Genomic DNA, 24723 nt, shown 5'->3' on the forward strand with positions numbered 1-24723 from the left:
CGAGACACGCTGGCCTGGCGCTCGCGTGTCTCGACTTCGCTCGACACGAACGGACAGGGGGATCACGCCTGCTAGCCGCCTGTGTGGCCGGCCGGCTCCGGGGCATCCCCCAGCGCCTCGCCCATCCGGCGCAGCACGGCGACTTTGGCCATGAGTGGTGCCCAGTCGTCATCCGCCGCGATTGGTGCCCATAGCGCCTCGACTTCGTCGATGTGGAGCGATTGCGGGGCGGGATCGGCCCAATAGGCGTGATCGAGAGCGCCGGCCATGGGATGGTGGTCCGGGGCTTCCGCGATCGGCTGGCGCAGCCCCCGGTGCGCGAAGAAAAAGCTGTCCGGGCTCTCCCCACTCGCCAGCATCGCGCGTTCGCAAGCGCCGATCAGCGCAGTATCGACCTCTAGCCCTTGCGGCACCACGCCCAATCGCCAGCACCACCGCCGCGCCATCGCCGCGCGATACAGCTCGGGAAACCGCTCGAGCGCGGCGATCAACGGCGGCGCTTCGCACAGCACGCGCAATGACACTGCAAGCTGCCCGCAATTCCAGTGGATCGCCTCGGGCTGGCGGCCGAACGCGTAAAGCCCCTGGTGGTCGAAATAGGCGGCGGTGAAGCCCGGGTCCCACTTGGGCAGCCAGCGCCACGGACCGTAATCGAAGCTCTCGCCCGACACGTTCATGTTGTCCGAATTGAGCACGCCGTGGACGAACCCCGCTATCATGTAGCTGGCGGCCAGATCGGCCATCCGCGCGACCACCTGATGCAGCAGCCGCACCGCCGGCACATCGCCCTCCGGCGCATCGGCAGGAGCGTCCGGCCCCGGAAACTGCGTCAGCACATAATCGACCAGTTGCGCCATCTCGTCGGTCAGCCCCAAGGCGGCGAGCCGCTGGAAGGTGCCTATGCGGATATGTCCGTGCGATAGCCGCACCATCACTGCCGAGCGCGTGGGGCTGGGTTCGTCGCCACGCATCAGGTCCTCGCCGGTTTCGATTGCCGAGAACGTGCGGCTGGTGTTCACGCCTTGCGCGCCGAGCATTTCGGTGGCGAGAATTTCGCGCACCGCGCCCTTCAGCGTCAGCCGCCCGTCACCCGCCCGGCTCCACGGGGTCTGGCCCGAACCCTTGGTGCCGAAATCGAGCAGCCGTCCCGCGCCATCGCGCAATTGCGCGTAAAGGAACCCGCGTCCGTCGCCGAGATCCTGGTTGTAGTGGCGGAACTGGTGGCCGTGATAGCGCAGCGCCAGCGGCTGCGGCAGGTTGCCGGCAAGCGGCTGGAAGCGCCCGAAACACGCGAGCCATTCGGTATCGCTCAAACCCGCAAGTCCGACGTCGGCCGCCGCACGATCGTTGCGGAAGCGCAACACCGTCTCGGGGAAAGGCGCAGCATTCACCGGATCACTAAGCCAGGGCGAAAGCGGCGTGATCGCGGGATCGGGCCGGTAGGTCGTATCTTGCGGGTCAAGCGTCATCGCGCGATAGTGGGGGGGCGGATCGACCAGCGCAAGACAACGAGCCAAATTCGGCCTATGGTGCCGATTGTCAGGCAGGCGCGCAGCATTCGGGGACCGGTTCAACGCATATGAGCATTTTCGAAGATCGCAGCTGGACCAGCGGCGACGGGCTGAAGCTGCATTTTCGCGACTATCGGTGCGTCGATTCGGCCGATGATTCTGGCGCAGCCGCGCGTGCGCCGGTCATTTGCATTCCGGGCCTGACTCGCAATGCCCGCGATTTCGAGGATCTGGCGCCGAAGCTGGCGCAACACCGCCGCGTGCTGTGCGTCGATCTGCGCGGGCGCGGCGACAGCGATTATGCGCGCGATCCGATGACCTACGTTCCCACGCACTACGTCACCGATATCGAGGCGCTGCTGGCGCAGGAACAGATCGCGCGGTTCGTTTCGATCGGCACCTCGCTGGGTGGTCTGGTGACGATGCTGATGGCCTGGGCCGATCCGTCACGAATCGCCGGCGCGGTGATCAACGATATCGGGCCCGAGATCGAACCGGCGGGGCTCGCGCGCATCCGCGACTATGTCGGGCAAGGCCGCGCCTTCGAAACCTGGATGCACGGCGCATGGGCGCTGCAGGAAAGCCAGGCCGAGACTTACCCCGATTTCGACCTGGGCGATTGGCTGCGCATGGCCAAGCGCACGATGGCGCTGGGCAGCGGCGGACGCGTTGCGTTCGATTACGACATGAACATCGCCGATCCGATCGAAGCCGCACCGGCAAATGCACCCGCGCCCGATCTGTGGCCGGCGTGGCATGCGCTTGGAAAGGCGCCGTTGTTGCTGCTGCGTGGCGAACGGTCGGACATCCTGGCCGCGCACAATGCCGCGCGGATGATCGATGAAGCGCCGGGCGCGACATTGGTGACCGTGCCGCGGGTCGGCCATGCGCCCACGCTGGACGAACCGGTCAGCGTGGCCGCGATCGAGGCGCTGCTCGCGCGTGTCGACTAAGCCCGGATCGGAGGGCGGCGCCGCGTCGAGCGCGCCGCTGCGCGTGCTCCACCTGCATTCGACCTTCGATGCCGGCGGCAAGGAACGCCGTGCGGTCGCGCTGATGAACGCCTTTGCCAGGGACGGCAAGGGCAAGGCCATCCGCCACTCGATCGTTTCCGCCGTACCCGAGGCGACCGGCGCGCGCGCGGCGATCGACCCGGCGGTCACGGTCAACTTCCCGTTCGGATTCCCGCCGCTGACCGGCAAGTTCTCGGTCGATCGCCTGCGCAAGCTGGCGCGGGCGATGCAGGATTTCGATCTGGTCCTGACTTACAACTGGGGCGCGATGGACGCGGCGATGGCGCACGCGATGTTCGCGCCATCGATGAAACTGCCGCCGCTGGTCCACCACGAAGATGGCTTCAACGCCGACGAAGCGGGCAAGTTGAGCCGGCGCCGCAACTGGTATCGCACGGTGGCCTTGGCGCGCGCGTCGCGGCTGGTGGTGCCGTCCGAACGGCTGGAGGCGATCGCGTTGACCGCCTGGCGCCAGCCGCGCGGCAAAGTGGTGCGGATCGCCAATGGCATCGACACCGCCGCTTTTACCGCACAGCCCGGCCAAAAACCTCTGAATCCAAAGGCGATCCCGCGCGTGGTCAAGCGTGCCGACGAGATCTGGATCGGCTCTGTGGCGGGGCTGCGCGCGGTCAAGGCCTTGCCGCGCATGGTCGAGGCGTTCAGCGTGCTCGATGACCGGTTCCAGCTCGTGATCCTGGGCGAGGGGCCCGAACGGCAGGCGATCATGCAGAAGGCCATCGATCTCGAGATCGGCCATCGCGTGCACCTGCCCGGCTTCGTGGCCGATCCGGCGGGTACGATCGGGCTGTTCGACATTTTCGCGCTCTCGTCCGACAGCGAGCAATTCCCGCTCTCGGTGGTCGAGGCGATGGCCGCCGGGCTGCCCGTCGCCAGCCCGGCGGTGGGCGACGTGGCGCTGATGGTGGCGCCCGAAAACCTGCCTTACATCGTGGCGCCGGGCGATGCCGAAGCGCTGGGCGCCGCGATGCAGGAACTGGGCGATTCGGCCACATTGCGCGCCACGATCGGCGAAGCCAACCGCGCCAGGGCCCGCGCCGAATACGACGCTGGCCCGATGGTGGCGCGCTATGCCGAGCTTTACGCCGGCGTGCTGAACCGAGCGTCCTTTCCCTGAACGCGCCTTAATCGGCGGTTCAGTCGCTGCGCTTCATCGCAATACCATGACCGAAATCCCCCGCAAATCCCCCGGAATCGGCTTGCGCCGGGCAATGGCGATTGAATTGGCGTGACCTTTCGCTAAACACCCGGCCAACTCGGCAACGTTTTGCTGCCACCGACCCTTGAAAGTTTGCGCCTTGGCTCTTCGACCGACCAACCCCCAGGACCGCGCCACCCGGTTGGCGCAGACCAACGACATGCAACAGGACGTGTTCCTGCGCGAGGTCGACGATGCCGTGCGGCAGGACCGATTGGCCGAAGCCGCGCAGAACTACGCCAAGCCGATCGGCGCGGCGGTGGTGGCGGGCCTGGCGGTGCTGGCCGGTTACTTGTGGTACGATAGCCACAAGGCCTCGGTCACCGACGCGCACGCCGAACAGTTCACCACCGCGCTCGATCAAGTCGAAGCCGGGCAGCTCGATGGCGGCAAGGCCAAGGCGAACAGCCTCGTTGCCGAAGGCGGCCCGGGCTACAAGGCGGCCACGCAATTGCTGAACGCCGGGATCCTGGCGCAACAGGGCAAGGCCGATGCCGCCGCCAACACCTTCGCCGCGGTGGCCGCCGACACGAGCGCGCCACAGGCCTATCGCGATCTGGCCAACGTGCGCTTCGTGGCGCTGCGGTTCGATGCGCTGAAGCCCGACGAGGTGATCGCCAAGCTCAAGCCGCTGGCGGTTCCGGGCAACGCCTTCTTCCCCAGCGCGGGTGAGCTGGTGGGTATCGCGTACATGAAGCAGGGCCACAACGATCTGGCCGGGCCGCTGTTCGCCGCGATTGCCAAGGAAAAGGACGCGCCCGATTCGTTGCGCAGCCGCGTGCGTCAACTCGCCGGGCTGCTCGGCGTCGATACGGTCGAAGACGCCCGAAAAGCTGCGGCCGAGGCGACCCCGCAAGGCGAAGGCCCACCGCCGCCGCCAGCCCAGCCCGCACAACCAGCACCCGCGCAATGACCGCGCGCTCGCACACAAATTCGACCAGGAGCCTGCCCATGACCCTTTCTCCAGCCTTCCGCGCGCGAAGTCGAAGCGCGTTCCGCGCGGGCGCGCTGGGCGCGTTCGCCGTGCTGGCAGTGGGGCTTATGGGGGGGCTTTCGGGTTGCGGCGTCGTGGGCGGCAAGGGCAAGGTCAAGACCACGCCCTCGCTCGGCAACCGCATTCCGGTGCTCTCGCGCATCGAATCGGGCACCAAGGTTTCGGCCGATCTGGCGTCGGTGGCTGTGGTGGTTCCGCCGGTGACCGACAACGCCGATTGGGCACAGCCCGGCGGCAGCCCCGCCAAGGCTTACGGCAACCTGGCGCTGGGCGATTCGCCGAGCCGGGCGTGGACGGCCAAGATCGCGGGTTCGACCGGCCGTACGCGGCTGGCGGCAGCGCCAGTGGTTGGCGGCGGGCAGTTGTTCGTGTTCGACACCAACGGCGTGGTCCACGCTTTCGATGCCGGCACCGGGCGCCAGAACTGGACGGTCTCGTTCCAGGCCAAGCAATACGGCGCGTCGCTGTTCGGCGGCGGGGTCAGCTTCGATGACGGCAAGGTCTACGTCACCACGGGCCTTGGCGAAATTTCCGCGCTCGACGCCAAGGACGGCACCAAGAAGTGGAGCGTCAAGCCCGCCGGCCCGCTGCGTGGATCGCCCACCGTGGCGTTCGGCTCGGTCTATGCGATGACGCAGGACAACCAGCTCGTTGCGGTCAATGCCGAAGACGGGGCCGGCGAATGGAACGTCTCGGGCGCCACCGGGCAGACCGGCGTGTTCGGCGTGGCCGCGCCATCGGCCGGCCAAGGCACCGTGATCGCCGGCTACTCGACCGGCGAATTGACCGCCTACCGCTATGAAAACGGCCGCCAGTTGTGGACCGACGCGCTCGCCCGCACCAGCATCGCCACCAGCGTGTCCTCGCTCACCGACGTCGACGCCGATCCGATCATCGAGAACGGCCGCGTCTATGCGCTGGGTCAGGGCGGGCGCATGGCCGCGTACGAACTGGTCAGCGGCCAGCGCATCTGGGAACTGAGCCTGGCCGGCATCTCCACCCCGGCAGTGGCGGGCGACTGGATCTTCACGCTGACCGACGAAGGCAAGCTGCTGTGCATCGCCAAGTCGACCGGCAAGGTGCGCTGGCTGACCGAACTCGGCACTTTCACCAACATGAAGAAGAAAAAGGGCGCGGCGGTCTACTGGACCGGCCCGGTGCTGGCGGGCGGCAAGCTGTGGCTGGCCAATTCGCGCGGGAATCTCGTGGCGGCGAACAGCGCGGATGGAACGTTCGAGACCGTGGCAAGGATCGGCGCGCCGGTGACGCTGGCGCCGGTGGTGGCGGGGAAGATGCTATATGTGCTGGATGACAGCGGGAAGATTTCGGCGTTCAGGTAAGAGCCTCCGGCGGGCGAGCGGCAGAGCGGTGGCAAAACCTAATCGTGCGAGGTGGGGAATGGTTTGTCGTTGCGCGTACTCGCGGCTTTGGCCTTGAAGGATGCTTTGAGACAGCTATTTTTCCATCACGACAATATTTCCCGACCTGTCGGATGGTATGTAAAGTGATCGTAGACCGATATTGCGGATCATCTTCAAGGATTGGATAGCGTTTCTTACAAAGCCTTTAGCTTTGAACCGATACACGTTTTTGATGTGTTTTGGATTGTATAGTACTGCGAATAAATTGTGGGGCAGCGGGTAAATTCGTGGACGGATAAACCCGATTTCCGATCCCAGTGCGATGATGTGGTGCGGAGGCATATCTTTCTCGGTCACCGAATATGTGGCCATTGCGTCGATCGAAGCTGCTTGCAGTGAATGTCCTTCGCCCGGTTCATGCGTAATCAACAGACCGCCTGGCTTCAGCGCGCGATAAGCACACGCAAGTGCCGCCTTTTCATCTTCGGCGTGATGTAGCGAATCGTAGAAGATTGCTGCGTCAAATTCGCGGTCGAAGCCGATATTCTCATAGTCACCGGCGCAAAAGCGCAACGAGCCCGCAAATTCCATTCCCGCAACGAACTTCGTGCCAAGCGCCAGTGCTTCTTCGCTGATATCCTGCCCAGTGACATCATACCCGCGCCGGGCCAAAAAATGGCTCGTCCAGCCCGTTCCACAGCCCAAGTCCAGAATACTGGCAGGCGGTACCGGCAAAAGGTGGAACAAGACAGCCAGGTCTGCCAACATGAAATCGCACGCATCGCACGAAAACGGTTTGTTCAAACTGAAATTCTGCCCAACATCGCCAATAGCATTAAAATAGCTTTTCTCGCCAGCTTTAGCCATCTCGTCCTCCAGTTTTGCCGCACGCGTTCGCACCGCGATAACAGATTTTTGCCAGAAACCGCGCTTGTCACTCATCGACTTAGGCCGCTGAAGCAGATTGCAGAAACGTCAGCAACCTTCAACGCCTGATAGCCCCAGAGTGACAGCAGTAAGGTCCAAACGGTGGCATTTCGCATTTATTGGCGAAGGAAAGAAGCCAAGCCCCGCATCGAGTGCGGGGAGACGGCGGTGCGGGAGGCGGTGCGCGGCCGCTGGCAGCGTCTTGGCTTTCCTACATGGCGGTGATGTGGCTTAACCCGCGCGATGTTTCTCAGCCTGCCTTTGCCTCGTTCTTCCACTTCGGCCTCTAAGGGTGGGGAATTTGCTCCGGAATGGAAGGTCACAATGCGCGGGCTGGATCGGCGGACATCGGACCGCGCCGGGCAGCGCATCGAGGCCCGCGCAAAGCTCGATAAAAACCAATATCCGCAACGATTTGCAGCGAAATCCTCAGAAACGAAATCCCGCGCCGAAGGCGCAATACGATCCTCCAAGGTCACAAAGTTTCACACACCGTTTCGCGTCAACATCCCAACTCCCGGGATGCAAGGGCGATGGCCCTTGCCCGCCGGAGGCATCTTCAACCTTTTCTCATCCTTGCTCGTTAAGTCGAACCCATGAGCATGCGTGATCCCAAGCCAGTCAGCGACGTCTCGGCGGGCGTAGGCCTTGCCGGGCTGGCCGGGTTGCTGGCGTGGATGGCAGTTTGCCGGATGTGGCCCGCGATCGGCGCGGCGCTGGACATTCCCGGCCCGCGGCTGGTGCTCGACGGGCCGAATGCGGCGCTGGTGGCGGTGCTGGCGGCGGCGTTGCCGATGGCGCTGTGGTCGCTGCTGGTCGACAAGGTCCACCGTCGCGTGTCGACCGGGATCGACTGGAAAAGCCCTCGCAAGCTCTCGGAAATTCTTGATATTTCGGTCACCAAGCTGGCCGGGCTGTGGATCACCTGGGCGTTGATCGCCGGCGTTTACTGCCTGTGTCGGTGGTACTGGAGCGGGTCGTATCTGTTCGCGATGCATGTTCTGGGATGGATCGTCCCGGTGATGGTGGCTGGCTCGATCGTTTACGTGCCGTGGCTCGATCGGGTGCTGGTCGAGCCGAAGGATGGCGCCTGGCACTTCGGCGCGATGCTGATGGGGCGCGAGGCTTACGATGCCGAGCAAGTCCGGCACCACTGGCGCGCGTGGGCGGTGAAGGGTTTCTACTGCGCGTTCATGTTCTCGGCGCTGCCGGGCAACTGGGGGCAGGTGATCCGCGCCGATTGGCACCTAGCGCTGGCCGATCCGCTGGTGTTTGCGGGGGTGAGCGTGGGCGTGATGTTCATGATCGACGTGCAGATCGCGATGGTTGGCTACATTCTCACCATGAAGCCGCTCGACGCGCATATCCGCACCGCCAATCCGCTGCTGGCGGGCTGGCTGGCGGCGCTGATCTGCTATCCGCCGTTCCAGCAGATGGAGGCGGGGCGGCCGCTGTTCTACCAACAGAACACCGCGGGCTGGGGTTACTGGCTGGCCGGGCATCCGGGGGTGATGTGGTTTTGGGCGGCGCTGCTGGTGCTGCTGACGGGCATCTACGCCTGGGCGACGGTGGCATTCGGTCTGCGCTTTTCCAACCTGACGCACCGCGGCGTGCTGACCAACGGGCCTTATGCGCTCAGCCGGCACCCGGCGTACCTGGCCAAGAACCTGTTCTGGTGGCTGGAAACTTTGCCGTTCCTGGTGACCAGCCACTCGCTGGTGGAGGCGGTCCGCAACACGTTCTTCCTCGGCTGCGTCAGCGCGATCTACTTCTGGCGCGCCAAGACCGAGGAGGCGCACTTGCTGTCAGTCGATCCGAAGTACCGCGAGTATCACGCCTGGATGGCGCGCAATGGTCCGGTGACGCGGTTGCTGGCAGCGTTGCGGCCGCGCGCCACCGCGCTGGTGCCGCATCCGGCCGAATAGCGGCGATCAGACCGCGCGTTCGCTCGCGATTGCGTAGGAAACCACCGAACGCCCGCTGATCCCGATCCGGCCGAGCGCCGCGCGCCATTCGGCCATATGTGCGGTGGCGGCATGTGCACCGAGGTGTTCGATGCTTTCCCACACTTCGCTGACCCGCACGAGATCGGGTTCGAGCACGTCTTGCGCGAAGGCATAGCTGATGCAGCCCTCCTCTGCGCGGGTTGCTTCAAGCATCGTGCGCATTACCGGCCGCGCATCGTCGAACGTGCCGGCGGGCAGGCGGAATTCACCGATGACGGCGATTTTCAAAACGACTTCTCCTCGTAAACCCGCGCCACATTGCCGGCCCATTCGCCATGATAGCGATCGAGTAGCCTTTGTGCAGGCACCTTGCCGCTCGCCACGATATCGTCGAGCGGGCTGAGGAACCCGGCTTCGGTATCGCCGGCCGCGTTCAACTGGTTGCGCGCGGTGAGGCCGGCGCGCGCGATCCGCATCACCTCGGGAGCGATGTCGCGCAACGTTCCACCACCTGGCAGCGGCGCATCGAGGCCAAGTTTGGGCACAGACGCGCGCAGGAGTTCGCGCCCTGCCATGTCCCAGCCCTTGACCAGATCCCACGCCGCATCGAGCGCGGTCTGATCGTAAAGCAGACCCACCCAGAACGCCGGCAGCGCGCAGATCTTGTTCCACGGCCCGCCATCGGCGCCACGCATTTCGAGGAAGCTCTTGAGCCGCACTTCGGGGAACGCGGTCGAGAGGTGGTCCACCCAGTCGGACTTGGTCGGCTTTTCGCCGGGCAGGACCGACAGCTTGCCATCGAGAAAATCACGGAAGCTCAAGCCAGCGGCGTCGATGTACTTGCCGTCGCGGAACACGAAGTACATCGGCACGTCGAGCATGTAGTCGACATAGGCCTCGTACCCGAACCCGTCCTCGAACACGAACGGCAGCATCCCGGTGCGCGCGGGATCGGTGTCGGACCAGATGTGGCTGCGGTACGAAAGAAAGCCGTTGGGCTTGCCCTCCAGGAACGGCGAATTGGCGAACAGCGCGGTTGCCAGCGGCTGGAGCGCCAGACCCACACGAAACTTCTTCACCATGTCGGCCTCGGACGAATAGTCGAGATTGACCTGGATCGTGCAGGTGCGCAGCATCATGTCGAGGCCCATCGAGCCCACCCGCGGCATGTGCCGCAGCATGATCGCATAGCGCCCCTTGGGCATGATCGGCATCTGGGCGCGCGTCTTGTCGGGCCACAGGCCGAGGCCCAGGAAGGCCTTGCCCAGTTCGTCGCCAACGGTCTTGACCTGCTCCAGGTGCCGCCCCGTTTCAGCGCACGTCTGGTGCAGGTTGACCAGCGGCGCGCCCGACAACTCGAGCTGCCCGGCGGGTTCGAGGCTGACCGTGCCATCGGCGCCGGCGAGCGCGATGACCTTCCCACCTTCCTCCACCGGGGTCCAGCCGAAGCGGGTGAGGCCCATCAGCAGATCGTGGATGCCGCCGGGCTCATCGTACGATGGTGCATGGAAGTCGCTGGTATCGTATACGAATTTCTCGTGCTCGGTGCCGATCCGCCAGGCCTCGATCGGCTTTTCACCGGCTTGCATCGGCGCGACAAGCTGGTCGCGATGTTCGATGACGGGATCGTTGCGATTCGAAACTTGTCTCGTGCTCATGAACGCGCCGTTACGGCTTTGTGGGGGCGGGCGCTAGAGGGTTCGCATGGCCAGTCGCCAGCCAGCCCCATCCACAAGGCCAGCGCGGCGATGGCAGCGGTTTCGCCGCGCAGAATTCGCGGGCCCAGCCCGATCGGCACCGCGCATGCGTGGGCGCGGATGTGGGCGCGTTCGCCATCATCGAAGCCGCCTTCGGGGCCGATCAGGATGGCGGCCGGGCCATTGTGCGCGGTAAAGGCCTGCGCCGCCGGCACTCCGCCATTCTCGTCGGCAAAAAACAACGTGCGATCCGCTGGCCATTCCGCCAGAAGCGCATCTAGCTTCAGCACCTCGCCCAGCGCCGGCAGCGCGGTGCGCGCGCATTGTTCGGCGGCCTCGGTCAGGATTGCGCTGGCGCGTTCAGGATTGAGCTTGTCGGCCACGCAGCGGTGCGCGATCACCGGCACGATCCGCGCCACGCCCAGTTCGCAGGCCTTTTCGAGCACCATGTCGTAAGCCGCCTTTTTGAGCAGCGCGGCGCAGAGCCACAAATCGGGCACTGTTTCGCGCGGGCGTGTGCGAACTTCGAGCGCCAGCGCCACGCTGCGCTTGTCCACACTGACCACGCGGCCCAGCCATTCGCCGGTCACATCGTCGCAGAGCATCACCGTATCGCCGGTGGCCACGCGCATCACCCGCACCAGGTAATGCGCCTGGGGACCTTCGATCACCACACTGGCGCCCTCGGCCAGCCCTGACTCGACAAACAGGCGCGGGGCGCTTTTCGGGGGCCAGGCCGGAGTCATGGGTGATGCATGGCGGACATGGTCAGAGCCTCTAGCGCAATTCGGCGAGCGCGGGTAGGCGGCGATCATGGACCAAGCGCAGATCGTGCCCGATTCCCAGCACCGTGGGCTGGTCGCGAGCCTGCCGCAGCCGATGCGCGATCTGGCGCAACTGGCGCGGTTCGATCGGCCGATCGGCTGGTGGTTGCTGTTCTGGCCGGGCGCCTGGGCAGTGCTGCTGGCGGGCGGGGTGGCTGGGGACGGCGAGTTCCATTTCGCGCTGATCGCGTGGCTGCTGCTGGGCGCGATCGCGATGCGCGGGGCAGGCTGCGTCTATAACGATGTGGTCGACGCTGATCTCGATCGCAAGGTGGCGCGCACCGCCTCGCGGCCGGTGGCGAGCGGACGCATCGGGCGGAAACTGGCGTGGGGTTGGTTGCTGGCGCTGTGCCTGATCGGGCTGGTGGTCCTGTTGCAATTGCGCTGGCAGGCGCAAGTGGTGGCGCTGGCCAGCCTGCTGCCGGTCGCGGCCTATCCGTTCATGAAGCGGATCACCTGGTGGCCGCAGGCGTGGCTGGGCATCGTGTTTTCGTGGGCCGCGCCGGTCGGCTGGATCGCGGTGACCGATCACGCGCTGGGTGCGATGGCGGCGCTTTATGCCGGCGCGATCGCGTGGGTGATCGGCTACGACACGATCTACGCGCTGCAGGATCGCGAGGATGACGCGCTGGTCGGCATCCGATCGAGCGCGCTGCGGATGGGTTCGCACGTGAGCGGCGGGGTGGCGGCGTTCTATGGCGCGGCGCTGGTGCTGTGGGGCACCGCGGTGTGGCTGGTGCGGCCCGATTGGCTGGCGCTGGCCGCGCTGCTGCCGGTGGCGCTGCATCTCGTCTGGCAAGTCGCGACGCTGAAACCCGACGACGGCGACGACGCGCTCGCCAAGTTTCGCGCCAATCGTTTTGCCGGGCTGTTGATGGCGGCGGCGTGCCTGGTCGTGGGGCATGCCGGATTCGCTCAGGTGTAGCTCACCACTTCGAATTCGATGCCGTCCCAATCGAAGAAATAGAACCGTCGGCCCGGTTCGTAATCCATATGATTGAAGGGGGTTAGCCCGACTTCCTCGACCACTCTCTCCGCCGCATCGAGATCGTCCACCACCAATCCGATGTGGTTGAGCGGCGCGCCCTTGGCGAAGCGCACCTGCTGCGGCTCGGTATGTTCGGCTTGCTTCGCCTGTGGCTCGCGGGGCGTGTAAAGCGCAAGGTACTCGGTGTCCGACCCCAGATGGATCGTCCAGCCACCCAGTTGCGACGGCCCGCGCCAGCGTTCGTGCCATCCGCACAACCGGGTAAGAAACGCAGCCGAACGATCGGGATCGCTGACGGTGATGTTGGCATGTTCGAGCCGGGCTGCGGCCATGGTCCTGTCTCCTGCGAATCGATACAACCCTTGATGCAACCTCAAGCTAACTTGAGGTCAAGCAAATTTCTGTCTATGTACATCGCCATGAAATCCACCGACCTGATCCCGATCGGAGAGATCGCGCGCCGCACCGGCCTCTCGGTCTCGGCGATCCGTTTCTACGAGACACGGGGGCTAGTCACGTCGCTGAGGTCGGGTGGCAACCAGCGGCGGTTCGCGCGCGGCGATATCCGCCGGCTGAGTTTCATCCTGATTGCGCAAAAGCTCGGATTGGGCCTGGCCGAGATCGAGGCTGAATTGGCCTGCCTGCCGCAAGGCCGCACCCCCACGCTGGCCGATTGGCGCAAGATCAGCGCCTCGATGCGCGAGGCACTCGATGCCCGCATCGCGCTGCTGGTGCGCACCCGCCAAAAACTTGATGAATGTATCGGTTGCGGCTGCCTCAGCCTGCAACGCTGCCGGCTTAACAACAAGGACGATGTGGCTGGGGCCGGAGGCGAGGCGGGGCCGCGCTTCGTGCTGGGGTGATCGCCGGGCTCCCAGGCGCGCGTCGCCGCCATGATCGCGGCGACCAGCGCGCACCCCGCAAGCCAGCGCAACAGGTAGCTGCCATTCAGGTACAGCAATGCGTGATCGGTGCTGGCGATCCGCCGCACGACCGGATAGCCCGCGTCGATCGCAGCCAGCGTGCCGAGATATGCGCAAAGCGCCAGCAGCAGCCCGCGCGTCATGCGGAATTCTTCGTGTGCGGCCGCGAATAGATAGCCCAGCAGGCAGAACGCCATCATCTGGTAGTTGTTGTAGCCGCTGCGGTAGAACAACAAGACCACCAGCACGGCCAGCAGCGCCGACACCGCAGGGCCGGCCTTGCGCCACCAGCACCACGCCAGCAACGCAGCCTCGGCAAGTACGATCAGCGGCTTTTCGAGGCTCGCAAGATCGAACTTCAGCCCCAACCACAACGGCGAATCGGGAGACCCGAGCAGGTCGTAAATCGACATGACCGGTGAACGGCCCGCTGCGAAACGGATCGGATCGAAGGTCGACGGCCCCCACAGCGCAAAGCTTGCGGCCATTCCGGCACCTACGACAACCGCGGCACTTCCTGCCAGATTCGGCCGCAGCCGGCGTCCGCCGCTGGCCAGCACGGGCAGCACCACCACTGGCAGGAACTTCACCAGGATTCCCACTCCGACAAGCGCGCCGGACAGCCGCTCACCGCCGCGCCGCGCGGCGTGGACCGCGCCGGCGCAGGCGATGCCGACGAGCACGTCGAAGAACCCGAAATGCGCAATTTCGACCCAGGGAAACGGATTGAGCAGGCACAGCGCAATACCTGCGTGCGTTCGGCGCGGGCTTTGGTCCGGGGCTTTTCGCAGGACCAACCATGCCACGAACGCCAAGTAACTCGATCCGAAGAAAACCTTCGGCGCGATCGGATCGAGCCACGCCAGCAATGCCAGCGCGTTGAACAGCGGCCCATAAGCGTTGAGCGGCGTGGCGTCAGATGGCCGCCAGGGATCGTGTCCGGCCACGACTTCGTGCCATTCGGCCAGGTAATCGGTGTAGGCGCCGGGCCGGACCCCGCTGGTGATCGTCCAGACCAGAAACAGCACGCACAGCACGACAAGTGCGAGATGGACGCGCGAAAATTTCACTCCGCCGCCAGCAACTGTTCGGCCGCGCCCAGGTCCACGCTGACCAGGCGGCTGATGCCCTGTTCCACCATCGTCACGCCGAACAGGCGGTGCATGCGGCTCATCGTCACGGCGTTGTGCGTGACGATCAGGTAGCGGGTGCGGGTTTCGGCGACCATTGCGTCGAGCAGGTCGCAGAAGCGTTCGATGTTGGCGTCATCCAACGGCGCGTCGACTTCGTCGAGCACGCAGATCGGCGCGGGGTTGGTCAGGAACAGCGCGAAGATCAGCGCAACCGCGGTCAGCGCCTGTTCACCGCCGGAAAGCAAAGTGAGCGATTGCAGCCGCTTGCCCGGCGGTTGTGCGAAGATTTCGAGGCCCGCTTCCAATGGATCGTCGCTGTCGATCAGCGCCAGGTGTGCTTCCCCGCCGCCAAATAGCCGCCCGAACAGACGCCGGAAATGCCCGTCGACCGCCTCGAACGCAGCGCGCAGCCGCTCGCGGCCTTCACGGTTGAGGCTTCCGATCGAGCCGCGCAGCCGGTGGACCGCCTCGGTCAATTCGGCCTGTTCTGCGACCGATGTGCCCAGCTTCGTTTCGGCTGCGGCCAGTTCGTCGGCGGCCACCAAGTTGACCGGGCCGATCCGTTCGCGTTCGGCCAGCAGGCGGTCGTGAGCAGCGGATTCGTCGGATGCGGTGGCGACTTCGGTTGAGGGGAAGCCGATCCGTTCGGGCAGCAACGGGGGTGGGCAGCGGAACCGTTCGCCCGAGATCGCGGCCATTTCCTGACGGCGCTGGTCCTCGTTTTCGGCGCGCGCGCTGGCGCCGGCGCGGACTTCGCGGGCGGAGGACAGTGCTTCGTTGGCGGCCGTCAACGCTGCATCGGCGGTGCGCGCCTGTGCATCGAGCGTGGACATTGCCGCCTCCGCCTCGGTCAATTCGCGGCCCAGTCGGTCGCGGATGTGATCGCCCTGTTCGATTTCGCGCTCGAGCCCCTCGGGCTTGGCAGCGATCACCGCGCGATCCTGCGCCAGTTCTTCGGCGCGTGCTGCCATGTCGGCCAGCCGCCGCGCCGCATCGCCGCTGCGCGATTGCCAGTTTCGGATATCGCTCCTGAGTGCCGCCAGCCGTTCGCGCCCGACCGCAAGCGCCTGTTCAAGCGCGGCTAGCGCGGCATTGGCCGACTGGTGCGCGGTTCGCGCCGCATCATTGCGCGCGCGTGCCGCATCGACCGCAGCGCGCGCTCCGGACGGTTCGGGCAGTTCGGCCCTGCGCACTTCGGCCGCTGCCACCTCGGCCGCCGCCAGCGAGACCTGATCGGCCACATCGACGCGCGCACGCTCAAGTTCGCCGCGCCGTGCCTCGGCACGAGCGTGGGCCGCCTCGGCCTGGTCTACGGCGCGCAGGGCGGCACGCTCGGCTTGCGCGGCAGCCGACAGCGCGCGTTCGGCTTCGGCAAGATCGGTCTGAACGCGTGCAATGTCGGCTTGCGCCACGTTGTGCGCAGCTTCGGCGGTGGCAAGCGCGGCGCGGCGTTCGGGCAACAGCGCTTCGAGCGCGGCCAGCCGGTTCCTCGCTTCGAGCATGGCCGCTTCGGCCGCGCCTTCGCCGCGTGCAACGAAGCCGTCCCAGCGCCGCAAGTGCCCGCCGCGCGTGACCAGCCATTCGCCGGGAGCAAGCGGCTGGCCATCGTCGCTTTCTGCCAACCGCACCAGCGCCAGTCGCGCGGCGAGTTCGTCTGGGCATCGCGTGACATGCCGCGCAAGTGAGTCGGCCAGCGGCGCGAGCGGCGGAGCGCCAGTCCAGAAGCGCCCGTCGGTGTCCGCGGGCGCAGGCCCGAGCGGCGCCCCCGCATCTCGACCCAGCACTGCCGCGAGCGCGCGTTCGTAACCCGGTGCCACGCCCAGCGCGCCGATTGCGCCCGGGCCCTGCTTGCGCGCGGCCGCCTGCTTGTCGCGCGCCGTCTGATCGCGGGCGAGCGCTTCGGTCTCGCGCTCGATCCCGGCCAGGTCTGCGCGCGCAGTGGCCAGCGCGCCGCTGGCGGCATCGCGTGCGGCGGTCAGCGTTTCGCGGTTGCCGGCGAGCGTGTTGCGCGTGGCTTCGGCAGCGGAAAGCGCCTCCGCAGCCCGAGCGCGCGCCGCTTCGGCTTCGGCCAGGAGCGCGGAAGGATCGGGCTCGCGCGCGATCGCGTCGGCCTGCGCCGCCAGCCTTGCAGCATCGGCTTCGGCGCGCTGCAACCGCTGTCGTGCGGCAGCGAGCGCGGCGTCGGCAACACGCCAGTCGGCATCGATCCCGGCCTGTTCGGCGACGCGCTGCGCCAACGCCAGTTCAGCTTCGCGCGTTGCGCGGTCTGCGCCGTCGAGAGCGTTGGCCAGCACCGGGCGTCGCTCGGCATCGGCGGCCAGTGCGGCGTCCGCGTTGGCGGCATCGCCCTCGAGCCGCGCCATTTCGCGCGCGGCGTCGGCGGTCAGCTTGTCGGCCTGCCCGCGATCGGCCGCGAGCCGCGCCAATTGCCGGTCAAGATCGGCCAATCGTTGCACCGCCGCGTCGCGCGTGGCGGCCAAAGTGGCCATGCGCTGGGCATGAGCGGAGGCATCCTGCCGGCGATCGAACAGCGTTTCGCGTGCCGCAGCCACTGCCTGGCCCGCCGCGTGCTGCGTGGCTTGCGCGCGTGTCGCATCGGCTTGAGCGGCCGCCACCGCAGCTTCGGCCCCGGCTGCTGCCGCCCGCGCGGCATCGGCGGCGGAGGCGGCATCGCGCCAGCGCGCAAACACCAGCCGCGCTTCGGCGACGCGGATGCGGTCGCTCACCGTCTTGTAGCGTTCGGCCGCGCGCGCCTGCCGGCGCAGCGTGGCGATCTGGCCTTCCAGCCCGGCCAGCAAGTCTTCCAGCCGCGCCAGATTGGCCTCGGTCGCGCGCAATTTCTGTTCGGCATCGCGGCGGCGCACGTGCAATCCGGAAATGCCTGCGGCTTCCTCCAGCATGGCGCGGCGTTCGGCCGGTTTTGCCGCGATCACTGCGGCAATCCGGCCCTGGCTGACCAGCGCCGGGCTGTGCGCGCCGGTCGCGGCGTCGGCGAACACCAGCGCCACGTCCTTGGCGCGCACGTCGCGGCCGTTGACGCGGTAGGCCGATCCGGCGCCGCGCTCGATCCGGCGGACGACTTCGAGTTCGCCTCCGAACGGGCCATCGGGGTCACCGTCGGCGAACAGCACCACTTCGGCGAAATCGCGCGGGGGGCGGGTGGCGGTGCCGGCGAAGATCACGTCTTCCATGCCGCCGCCGCGTAACGACTTGGCCGAGCTTTCGCCCATCACCCAGCGGATCGCTTCAAGCAGGTTCGATTTGCCGCAGCCGTTGGGGCCGACCACGCCTGTCAGCCCTTCCTCGATGCGCAACTCGGCGGGTTCGACGAAGCTTTTGAAGCCCGACAGCTTGAGCCGCCGGAACTGCATGTTCCGGCTCTGACTGGCCGCCGTGTTCGCCTGCTGCTCCAATCCGTACCCGCCCCCCCGGCGCTGATCCCGACTAGCGCGCGCCGGCGTTCTGGAGCGCGGTCTTCACTTCGGCCCAGGTGGCGCCTTCGATCTTGCGGTTGTTGATGAACAGCGTGGGCGTGGAATCGACGCCCTTGTTGCCCCAGGTCTGTGCGCGCGTGGCGATTTCGGTCGCGGTCTTGTTTTCGGCCAGGCACTTTTCGGCCTGTGGCTTGGGTACGCCGCGCTGCGCGAAGAAATCGGTGAAGCCCATCGCATCGGAAATCGCGATGAAGCGCTGGTTGTCGGGTAGCTTGGCGGCGGCATTCGCCGCGGCTTCGCCCTTCTGCGCGCGATCGAGCAGCGCAGGCTGATTGGCGTAAAGCTGATCGACCAAGGCAAAGAACGCGCCCTTGTCGGCGCATTGTGCCAGCATCGTCAGCGGCACGTCGACCGCGTGGATCGCAAAGCTGCGGTATTCGTAACTGACCCGGCCGCTGCCGACGTAATCGTTGACCAGCGGGTTGAAGCCTTCTTCGGCCAGGTGCGCGCAGTGCGGGCACGACAGCGAGCCATATTCGACCAGCTTGATCGGCGCATCGGGGTTGCCCATGCGATAGCCGCCATCGGGGGTGACCTCGACCACGTCGCTCCACGCCTTGCCGGCGGCGGCGGTGACCTTGGGCAATGCGGCGGCGCTGGTCGGCACCGGGCCGGCGCCCGCGCCGGTGTCGCCGGACTTGTTGCAGCCGGCAAGCGCCAGTGCGGGAATCGCGGCGAGCATCAGGAAACGGGCAGGGGTGAAAGTCATCAAAGGTCTCCGTGGCAGTGCGCGGTAACTAAGGGGTCGCCTGGCCCTCGAACCGTTCGTCCTGAGCCTGTCGAAGGACTGTTCTTTTTTCTCCGCGCTCACAGAAGAAAGACAGTCCTTCGACAAGCTCAGGATGACCGGGAGTGGGTGGGCCTGAACATAATTTTGTGGTCGTAGCCTATCGGACTCATCGATTGAAGAGTCTGTGCAAACAACACGCCCGATCGTCCACCATCACGGTCCATCAATCGACCCGCGCTTCGATCTGCGGGCGCAGCACGTCCCAACTGTAAGTGCCCGAAAGCAGCACGTTGTCGATCAGGAACGACGGCGTGCCCTGGATCGCATAATCCTTTTGCGCCTTGTCGGTGCCCTCGGCCAGCCGTTTGGCCAGCGCGGAGTCGGCGAGGCACTTGGTCACTTCGGCGCGGGAATAGCCTCGGGTTTCCATGATCTCGTAGAAGTGGAAATCGCTGGCGATGTACCGCAGCCGCTGGGCGAGCGCGCCGCTGTACCAGCGCTGCTTCTGCATCGGCGAAGGCGTAAGCGCAGGTTCGATCCAGCTCGACTGGCTGCCCAGGAACGCCGAATGGTTGAGGAAGAACTTAGACGGCGGCCCGCAATGCGTCAGCATCGCCACGGTCAGGTCCACGCCGTCGCGCACGAAGTTTCGCACTTCGAGCGAGCCTTGTCCGCCGGCGATGAAGCTCAGCCGCAACGGCCCTTCGGATTCGGCCTCGAAGGCGGCGCAATGCGGGCAGGTATAGCTGATGAAGGCGGTCAGCTTGACCTTGGCCTTGGGGTTGCCGAGCACGTAGCTGTCATGATCGGTGCGGGTGATCACCGCGTTCCAGTTTTCCGACGCGGTGCCGGCAGGGACGCCTTGCGAAGCGGCGGCCGGTTTGACGGCCGCAGTGCGTGGACGTGTCGCTCCGCCCAGCAGCGCCAGCCCGGCGGTGGCCAGCGCGATCGTGACGGCTGTGCGCAAGCCTTTGGTGATGCCCCTTTTCAACGCCCTCACTCCTTCACGTCGTCCACCGCGCTCATGCTACGCGCCAGCGATTCGAGCACCGTGCGCAATTCGGGATCGCCGATATCGCGCAACGAATCGCCCAGTTCCATCGGGATCGGCCGCAGCGACGGGGCTGCCCGAACGGATGCGTTCGTGCCGCCGGAATTCTGAACCTCGCCTTGCCGGATCTTCACCCGCGCCACCGCGCGATAGCCGAAGAAGCGGTTGACGCGTTCGATGATTTCCTCGGTCACGTGCTGGATCAGCGGTGCATGGCCGGGCGAGACCACCAGTTGCAGGATGCCATCGGCCTTCTCGCCGGGCGGGAAGCGGATCGATTCGGGCGCGCAGTGCTGCGCGTGGATCGGGCCGACGATCTCGCCCCAGCGCGTAACGACCGAGCTTTGCACGAAGCCGAAGCGGCGGAATGCGGTGCGGCCGATGGCGGGCGTCAGTTCGCCGATTGCGCGCACCCCGGCCCCACGCGGGCGCTGCCACGGGGTGGGCACCTTGCCAGCCGGCTTCGGTGAAGGTTTGGCCGGGGGCTTAGGGGGAGGATCGCGTTCCATCGTGGGCGTCGCCATGCCATAGCGGCGCGATGCAGGCCAGCGACCTTGATGCGATTGACCATCATCCGATTTCGGCAGCGTTGCTCGGCTGGTACGATGTCCATGTGCGCGCGTTACCCTGGCGCAAGCGGCCGGGCGAGCCGACGCAAGACCCGTACCGCGTGTGGCTGTCCGAAGTGATGCTCCAGCAGACTACGGTGGCGGCGGTGGGCAAGTATTACACGCGGTTCCTGGAACTGTGGCCCACCGTGGGCGATCTGGCGGCGGCCGACGAAAGCGCGGTCATGGCTGAGTGGGCGGGGCTGGGGTACTACGCTCGGGCGCGCAACCTGATCGCGGCAGCTCGGGCGGTTGCGGCTTCGGGCGGGGCGTTTCCCGATACCGAGGACGGCTTGCGCGCGCTGCCCGGCCTCGGCGCTTATACCGCAGCGGCAGTGGCGGCGATCGCGTTCGACCGGCGCGCGGTGGTGGTCGACGCCAATGTCGAGCGGGTGGTCTCGCGGCTGTTCCTGATCGATACCCCGCTCCCCGGCGCCCGTCCCGCGATCCGCACTGCTGCCGATACGATCACGCCGGACGCGCGCGCTGGCGATTTTGCCCAGGCGATGATGGACCTGGGCGCCACGATCTGCACCCCGCGCCGTCCGCGTTGCCTGCTGTGCCCGCTGGCCGGCCAGTGCAAGGCGAGAGCCGGGGGCGATCCGGTCTCGCTGCCGATCAAGCCCGCGAAAAAGGCCAAGCCGCAGCGCACGGGCACGGCCTACTGGATCGAGCGCGACGGCCCGGAAGGCATTCGCGTCTGGCTAGTCACCCGCGCCGCCAAGGGCATGCTCGGCGCGATGCGCGCGTTGCCCGATGACGGCTGGGCCGCGCGCCGCGATGGCGATAAGGTGCCGCCAATCACCGCGCGCTGGGAAGCGTTGGGCCGCGTCAGCCATGGCTTCACGCATTTCGATCTCGAATTGCAATTGATGCGCGCTGAAAGCCCGGATACGTCTGCGCTCAAGGACGGCGAGTGGTGGCCGGTCGCTGGAATCGAGTCCGCCGGCTTGCCCACCGTGTTCGCCAAAGCGGTCCGCCTTGCGCTGGCCGATACAACACAAGCTTCGGGAGACGCTGAACAATGACTACCCCATCTTCCACCCGCCGCGCATTTCTTGGTGGCGGGCTCGCACTCGGCGCTGCGGCGCTGGCACCGCGCCACGCTTTGGCAGCCGGCGACGTGGCTGCCGCGCACTGGCCGACGGTTGCGAAGATGGTCGATGACTACGTCGGCGGCGGCCGGGTCAGCGGCATGGTCTCGGTGCTGGGCTTCGGCGCCGGGCGTGGCGACGTGATCGCGCGCGGCAAGCTGGCGATCGGCAATGCCCCCGCGATCGGCCCCGACAGCCTGTTCCGCGTCTATTCGATGACCAAGCCGCTGACCGGCATGTGCGCGATGATGCTGATCGACGAAGGCAAGATGAAGCTCGACCAGCCGCTGGCCGATATCCTGCCGAAATTTGCCAAGATGCAGGTCCAGGTCACCCCCGATGGCCCGATCGACCAGCTTCGCCCGGCCAGCGGCCCGATCACCATCCGCCAGTTGCTGACGCACACCGCGGGCCTTGGCTATTCGATCATCCAGAAAGGCCCGATCAAGGCGGCTTACGTGGCGGCCGGCGTGGTGCCAGGCCAGATCAGCCGCATGTCGATGCCCGGGCTCGATCGCGGCAAGCCTGCCGCCAGCCTTGCCGAATTTGCCGATCACCTGGCCGGGCTGCCGCTGGTTTATGAACCGGGCACGCACTGGAGTTATTCGGTCGGGCTCGACCTGATGGGCCGGGTGATCGAGGTCGTTTCGGGCCAGCCGTTCGACAAGTTCATGCACGATCGCATCATCGCGCCCTGCGGCATGCACAGCACGTATTTCCAGGTGCCGCAAAGCGATGTCGGCCGGCTCACCACCAATTACGCGGTGGCCAAGGGCGTGCTGCTGCCGCTCGATCCGGCGCGCAGTTCGATTTATCTCGACAAGCCCGCGTTCCCGTTCGGCGGCGCCGGTCTGGTCAGTTCTCCCGCCGATTACGACCGGTTCCTGACGATGTTGCTCGGCTACGGCGTGATCGACGGCCGCCGCGTGATGAGCGAGGCAGCGGTTCGGATGGGCACGAGTAACCTGTTGCCGGCCTCGGTCGACACCAAGAATTCCATGATCAACGGCGCCGGCTTCGGCGCGGGCGGGCGCGTCGGCATGGGCTGGGATGCGGGCACTTACGGCTGGGGGGGCGCGGCGGGCACGATTGCCTTCGTCAACTACCGCGTGAAGAACCGCGCCTCGCTGTTCACCCAATACATGCCCGACAGCACCTATCCCATCCACGCCGAATTCCCCAAGGCGGTAATCGCCGATCTCATGGCCGGCCGGAAAGTCGCGGCGTGAGCACACCGGCGATTGCCTTTGCCGGCGCGCGGCTCGACCGCGCCGATCACATCCGCTCCGATCCGGCCGCGCTCGATGCGTTGATGGACTGGCGCGCGCGGCTGCTGCGGCTCGATGGGATCGACCCCATGTTCGATCCGGAGGGTAACCTCGAATGGGGCACTTTGGCCGATGCGCCCGATGGCGCGGAGCTGGTGTTCCTGGGCGTAGCAGACGGAAAGGGCTGCTTCGCCGCAGTGCCGCCGGTGGGTGACCAGCGCCCGGCCTTCGCCAATCCGCGATTGTGGCAGGCGATGGCGGCGCTTTCGCCGGGCGATCTGGCGACATATGGCGGCGCGCGCAGCCTGGTCGATTGGCACGCACGGCACCGCTTCTGCGCGCGCTGCGGGCAACCCACGAAGCTGGCCAAGGGCGGCTGGCAGCGCTCCTGCACCAACGATGCATGCAAGGGCGAACATTTCCCGCGCGTCGATCCGGTCACGATCATGCTGGTGGAGCATTCGGCCAAAGGACAACAACGCTTGCTGCTGGGCCGCCAGCCGCGCTTCCCGCCGCGCCGCTTCTCCGCGCTCGCCGGCTTCGTCGAACCGGGCGAGACGATCGAGGAAGCGGTGGCGCGCGAAGTCCACGAGGAAGCCGGCATCCACGTGAATACGGTAACCTATGTCGCCAGCCAGCCGTGGCCATTCCCGTCGCAATTGATGATCGGGTGCCACAGCCTGGCTAGCGATGACGTGATCACGATCGACGAGACCGAACTCGACGAAGCCCGCTGGTTCAGCCGCGAGGAGGTCGCATACGCCATGCAGGCGGTCGCCACCGGGGCCGAGGACGGCGCCTTCATCGCCCCGCCGCGCCACGCCGTCGCGCATCACCTGCTGCGCTGGTGGCTCGACCGATGAGTTCCGAAACCACCGCTCCGGTGCGCCTGACCATCGACGTGTGGTCCGACGTCATGTGCCCGTGGTGCCTGATCGGCTGGCACCAGTTGCAAAAAGGGCTGGCGCTGGTCGCGGGCGAAATCGAGGCCGAAGTCCGCTGGCGGCCGTTCGAACTCAATCCCGACATGCCACCGGAAGGCGAGCCGCAACAGGCGCACGTGATGCGCAAGTACCAGCGCACGCAGGAGCAGGCCGCGGCGGGCCGGGTGCAGATGCAGCGCATCGCCAAGGATGCGGGCGCGGTGCTGGCCTACACCGGCACCGACGGCGATGATGCCCCTCCAGCGATGATGTGGAACACGTTCCTGGCGCACAAGTTGCTCGGCCTTGCGCTCGATGCGGGTGGGCCGGACGTGCAGACGCGGCTGAAACTGGCGCTGTTCACGGCGCACTTCAACGAACGGCGGAATGTTTCGGACCCGGCCGTGCTGCTGGCAATCGCCGAAGAAGCAGGGCTGGAACGCGCGGGTTGCGAAGCCGCACTGGCCGACCCCGCGATGTCGGAACGGGTTCGGGCCGAAGAAGCCCACGCCTGGGACCTCAACATCAGCGGCGTTCCCGCGATGCTGGTCAGCGGCAAGTTCCTGATACCCGGCGCGCAGGAGCCCGAGGTTTGCGCCAACGCGCTGCGACGGGTCGTGGCGCGGGGGCTTCACGCGCCGGCCTGATTGCCAGACCCTGTCGGCGATTTGGATGTTCACACAATCGGGGGATTGCGAATGGTTGGCAGGTTCAAGCCGGGACTGCTGGTGGTCGGCGCCGTTGCACTTGCCGCAGCCGGCGCTGAAACGCTGGCCCGATCGACGGTGCCACTTGGCGCGGTCGCCTATACCGTAGACGGACGCGCGATTCTGCCCGGCAATTACCGCGATTGGGTGTTCCTGACCTCGGGCCTCGACATGACTTATACCAACCTGCACTGATCATGACCCACGCGCCCATTTGCGGCGGCCGATGGTCATGATGTGCCAAGGCTGATCGATGAGCTTGTTCCAGGCTTCGCAGCAGTGGTCGATGATGTTGTCGTAGGATGTGAAGACGCG

General features: G+C 66.3%; 23 protein-coding genes and 2 pseudogenes. 13 read left to right on the top strand and 12 right to left on the bottom strand.

Going from position 1 to position 24723, the window contains the following annotated elements:
* Positions 1–71 precede the first annotated feature (71 nt).
* Positions 72–1469, bottom strand: coding sequence for a protein adenylyltransferase SelO family protein (locus tag Q0R16_RS18795; protein ID WP_295639924.1), 1398 nt, complete (start codon positions 1467–1469; stop codon positions 72–74).
* Positions 1470–1579: 110 nt separating this feature from the next.
* On the opposite strand from Q0R16_RS18795, the gene Q0R16_RS18800 reads away from it, so the two are divergent.
* From Q0R16_RS18800 to Q0R16_RS18815, 4 genes are all read left to right on the top strand, one after another.
* A complete protein-coding gene (locus Q0R16_RS18800; protein WP_295639927.1) occupies positions 1580–2464 on the top strand; it encodes an alpha/beta hydrolase in 885 nt (294 codons plus the stop codon).
* Positions 2454–3659 (top strand): glycosyltransferase family 4 protein, encoded by a 1206-nt coding sequence (locus Q0R16_RS18805; RefSeq protein ID WP_295639930.1) that lies wholly within the window; start codon positions 2454–2456, stop codon positions 3657–3659. The genes Q0R16_RS18800 and Q0R16_RS18805 overlap by 11 nt, the downstream gene beginning before the upstream one ends.
* A gap of 181 nt (positions 3660–3840) precedes the next feature.
* A complete protein-coding gene (locus Q0R16_RS18810; RefSeq protein WP_295639932.1) occupies positions 3841–4653 on the top strand; it encodes a tetratricopeptide repeat protein in 813 nt (270 codons plus the stop codon).
* A gap of 38 nt (positions 4654–4691) precedes the next feature.
* A complete protein-coding gene (locus Q0R16_RS18815; protein ID WP_295639934.1) occupies positions 4692–6074 on the top strand; it encodes a PQQ-binding-like beta-propeller repeat protein in 1383 nt (460 codons plus the stop codon).
* A 114-nt stretch (positions 6075–6188) separates the two neighbouring features.
* On the opposite strand, the gene Q0R16_RS18820 is transcribed toward Q0R16_RS18815, so the two are convergent.
* Positions 6189–7037 (bottom strand): class I SAM-dependent methyltransferase, encoded by an 849-nt coding sequence (locus Q0R16_RS18820; protein WP_295639937.1) that lies wholly within the window; start codon positions 7035–7037, stop codon positions 6189–6191.
* A gap of 228 nt (positions 7038–7265) precedes the next feature.
* On the opposite strand from Q0R16_RS18820, the gene Q0R16_RS18825 reads away from it, so the two are divergent.
* Positions 7266–7622 carry a hypothetical protein gene (locus Q0R16_RS18825; RefSeq protein WP_295639940.1) on the top strand — a complete coding sequence of 119 codons (357 nt, stop codon included), beginning with the start codon at positions 7266–7268 and terminating at the stop codon, positions 7620–7622.
* Positions 7619–8947, top strand: a complete 1329-nt coding sequence (locus Q0R16_RS18830; protein WP_295639942.1) for a protein-S-isoprenylcysteine methyltransferase — start codon at positions 7619–7621, stop codon at positions 8945–8947. Before Q0R16_RS18825 ends, Q0R16_RS18830 begins: the two co-directional genes overlap by 4 nt.
* Positions 8948–8953: 6 nt before the next feature.
* On the opposite strand, the gene Q0R16_RS18835 is transcribed toward Q0R16_RS18830, so the two are convergent.
* Genes Q0R16_RS18835 through Q0R16_RS18845 form a run of 3 tightly spaced genes read right to left on the bottom strand, consistent with a single transcriptional unit; the run spans position 8954 to position 11411 of the window.
* Positions 8954–9256: a putative quinol monooxygenase gene (locus Q0R16_RS18835; RefSeq protein WP_295639943.1), complete on the bottom strand. Its 303-nt coding sequence runs from the start codon at positions 9254–9256 to the stop codon at positions 8954–8956.
* Positions 9253–10626 carry a glutamate--cysteine ligase gene (locus Q0R16_RS18840; protein ID WP_295639946.1) on the bottom strand — a complete coding sequence of 458 codons (1374 nt, stop codon included), beginning with the start codon at positions 10624–10626 and terminating at the stop codon, positions 9253–9255. The genes Q0R16_RS18835 and Q0R16_RS18840 overlap by 4 nt, the downstream gene beginning before the upstream one ends.
* On the bottom strand, positions 10623–11411 hold the full coding sequence (locus tag Q0R16_RS18845) for a 16S rRNA (uracil(1498)-N(3))-methyltransferase (RefSeq protein WP_295639948.1): 789 nt from the start codon (positions 11409–11411) through the stop codon (positions 10623–10625). Before Q0R16_RS18845 ends, Q0R16_RS18840 begins: the two co-directional genes overlap by 4 nt.
* A gap of 67 nt (positions 11412–11478) precedes the next feature.
* On the opposite strand from Q0R16_RS18845, the gene ubiA reads away from it, so the two are divergent.
* Positions 11479–12414 (top strand): 4-hydroxybenzoate octaprenyltransferase, encoded by a 936-nt coding sequence (ubiA, locus tag Q0R16_RS18850; protein ID WP_295639953.1) that lies wholly within the window; start codon positions 11479–11481, stop codon positions 12412–12414.
* Here ubiA and Q0R16_RS18855 read toward each other — a convergent pair.
* A complete protein-coding gene (locus Q0R16_RS18855; protein WP_295639956.1) occupies positions 12405–12809 on the bottom strand; it encodes a VOC family protein in 405 nt (134 codons plus the stop codon). The two genes, ubiA and Q0R16_RS18855, sit on opposite strands and share 10 nt — an antisense overlap.
* 87 nt (positions 12810–12896) lie before the next feature.
* Here Q0R16_RS18855 and soxR point away from each other — a divergent pair, with 87 nt between their 5' ends.
* Positions 12897–13340: a redox-sensitive transcriptional activator SoxR gene (soxR, locus tag Q0R16_RS18860; RefSeq protein ID WP_295639984.1), complete on the top strand. Its 444-nt coding sequence runs from the start codon at positions 12897–12899 to the stop codon at positions 13338–13340.
* Between the two features lie 302 nt (positions 13341–13642).
* Here soxR and Q0R16_RS18865 read toward each other — a convergent pair.
* From Q0R16_RS18865 to Q0R16_RS18885, 5 genes and pseudogenes are all read right to left on the bottom strand, one after another.
* Positions 13643–14470, bottom strand: a pseudogene (locus tag Q0R16_RS18865) (glycosyltransferase family 87 protein); the annotation flags it as partial.
* Positions 14467–17904, bottom strand: a complete 3438-nt coding sequence (locus tag Q0R16_RS18870) for an AAA family ATPase (protein WP_295639960.1) — start codon at positions 17902–17904, stop codon at positions 14467–14469. The gene Q0R16_RS18870 and the pseudogene Q0R16_RS18865, both read right to left, overlap by 4 nt.
* Before the next feature lie 73 nt (positions 17905–17977).
* Complete coding sequence (locus Q0R16_RS18875; protein ID WP_295639963.1) at positions 17978–18736, bottom strand: thioredoxin domain-containing protein; 759 nt, start codon at positions 18734–18736, stop codon at positions 17978–17980.
* Positions 18737–18980: 244 nt separating this feature from the next.
* Positions 18981–19748 carry a thioredoxin domain-containing protein gene (locus Q0R16_RS18880; RefSeq protein WP_295639965.1) on the bottom strand — a complete coding sequence of 256 codons (768 nt, stop codon included), beginning with the start codon at positions 19746–19748 and terminating at the stop codon, positions 18981–18983.
* Between the two features lie 5 nt (positions 19749–19753).
* Positions 19754–20317: a DUF721 domain-containing protein gene (locus Q0R16_RS18885; protein ID WP_295639987.1), complete on the bottom strand. Its 564-nt coding sequence runs from the start codon at positions 20315–20317 to the stop codon at positions 19754–19756.
* 29 nt (positions 20318–20346) lie between these two features.
* Here Q0R16_RS18885 and Q0R16_RS18890 point away from each other — a divergent pair, with 29 nt between their 5' ends.
* From Q0R16_RS18890 to Q0R16_RS18910, 5 genes are read left to right on the top strand one after another with little or no spacing between them, the layout of a single operon-like run.
* Positions 20347–21444: an A/G-specific adenine glycosylase gene (locus Q0R16_RS18890; protein ID WP_295639968.1), complete on the top strand. Its 1098-nt coding sequence runs from the start codon at positions 20347–20349 to the stop codon at positions 21442–21444.
* Positions 21441–22739: a serine hydrolase domain-containing protein gene (locus Q0R16_RS18895; RefSeq protein ID WP_295639971.1), complete on the top strand. Its 1299-nt coding sequence runs from the start codon at positions 21441–21443 to the stop codon at positions 22737–22739. The genes Q0R16_RS18890 and Q0R16_RS18895 overlap by 4 nt, the downstream gene beginning before the upstream one ends.
* Positions 22736–23641: an NAD(+) diphosphatase gene (gene nudC, locus Q0R16_RS18900; RefSeq protein ID WP_295639975.1), complete on the top strand. Its 906-nt coding sequence runs from the start codon at positions 22736–22738 to the stop codon at positions 23639–23641. The genes Q0R16_RS18895 and nudC overlap by 4 nt, the downstream gene beginning before the upstream one ends.
* Positions 23638–24348, top strand: a complete 711-nt coding sequence (locus tag Q0R16_RS18905) for a DsbA family oxidoreductase (RefSeq protein WP_295639978.1) — start codon at positions 23638–23640, stop codon at positions 24346–24348. Before nudC ends, Q0R16_RS18905 begins: the two co-directional genes overlap by 4 nt.
* A gap of 51 nt (positions 24349–24399) precedes the next feature.
* Positions 24400–24603: a hypothetical protein gene (locus tag Q0R16_RS18910; protein ID WP_295639981.1), complete on the top strand. Its 204-nt coding sequence runs from the start codon at positions 24400–24402 to the stop codon at positions 24601–24603.
* Here Q0R16_RS18910 and Q0R16_RS18915 read toward each other — a convergent pair.
* Positions 24604–24723: pseudogene (locus Q0R16_RS18915) on the bottom strand (IS630 family transposase); the annotation flags it as partial. It lies immediately after the preceding gene.

Origin of the sequence: Novosphingobium sp. (assembly GCF_025351285.1) — a bacterium.
Classification (GTDB): domain Bacteria; phylum Pseudomonadota; class Alphaproteobacteria; order Sphingomonadales; family Sphingomonadaceae; genus Novosphingobium.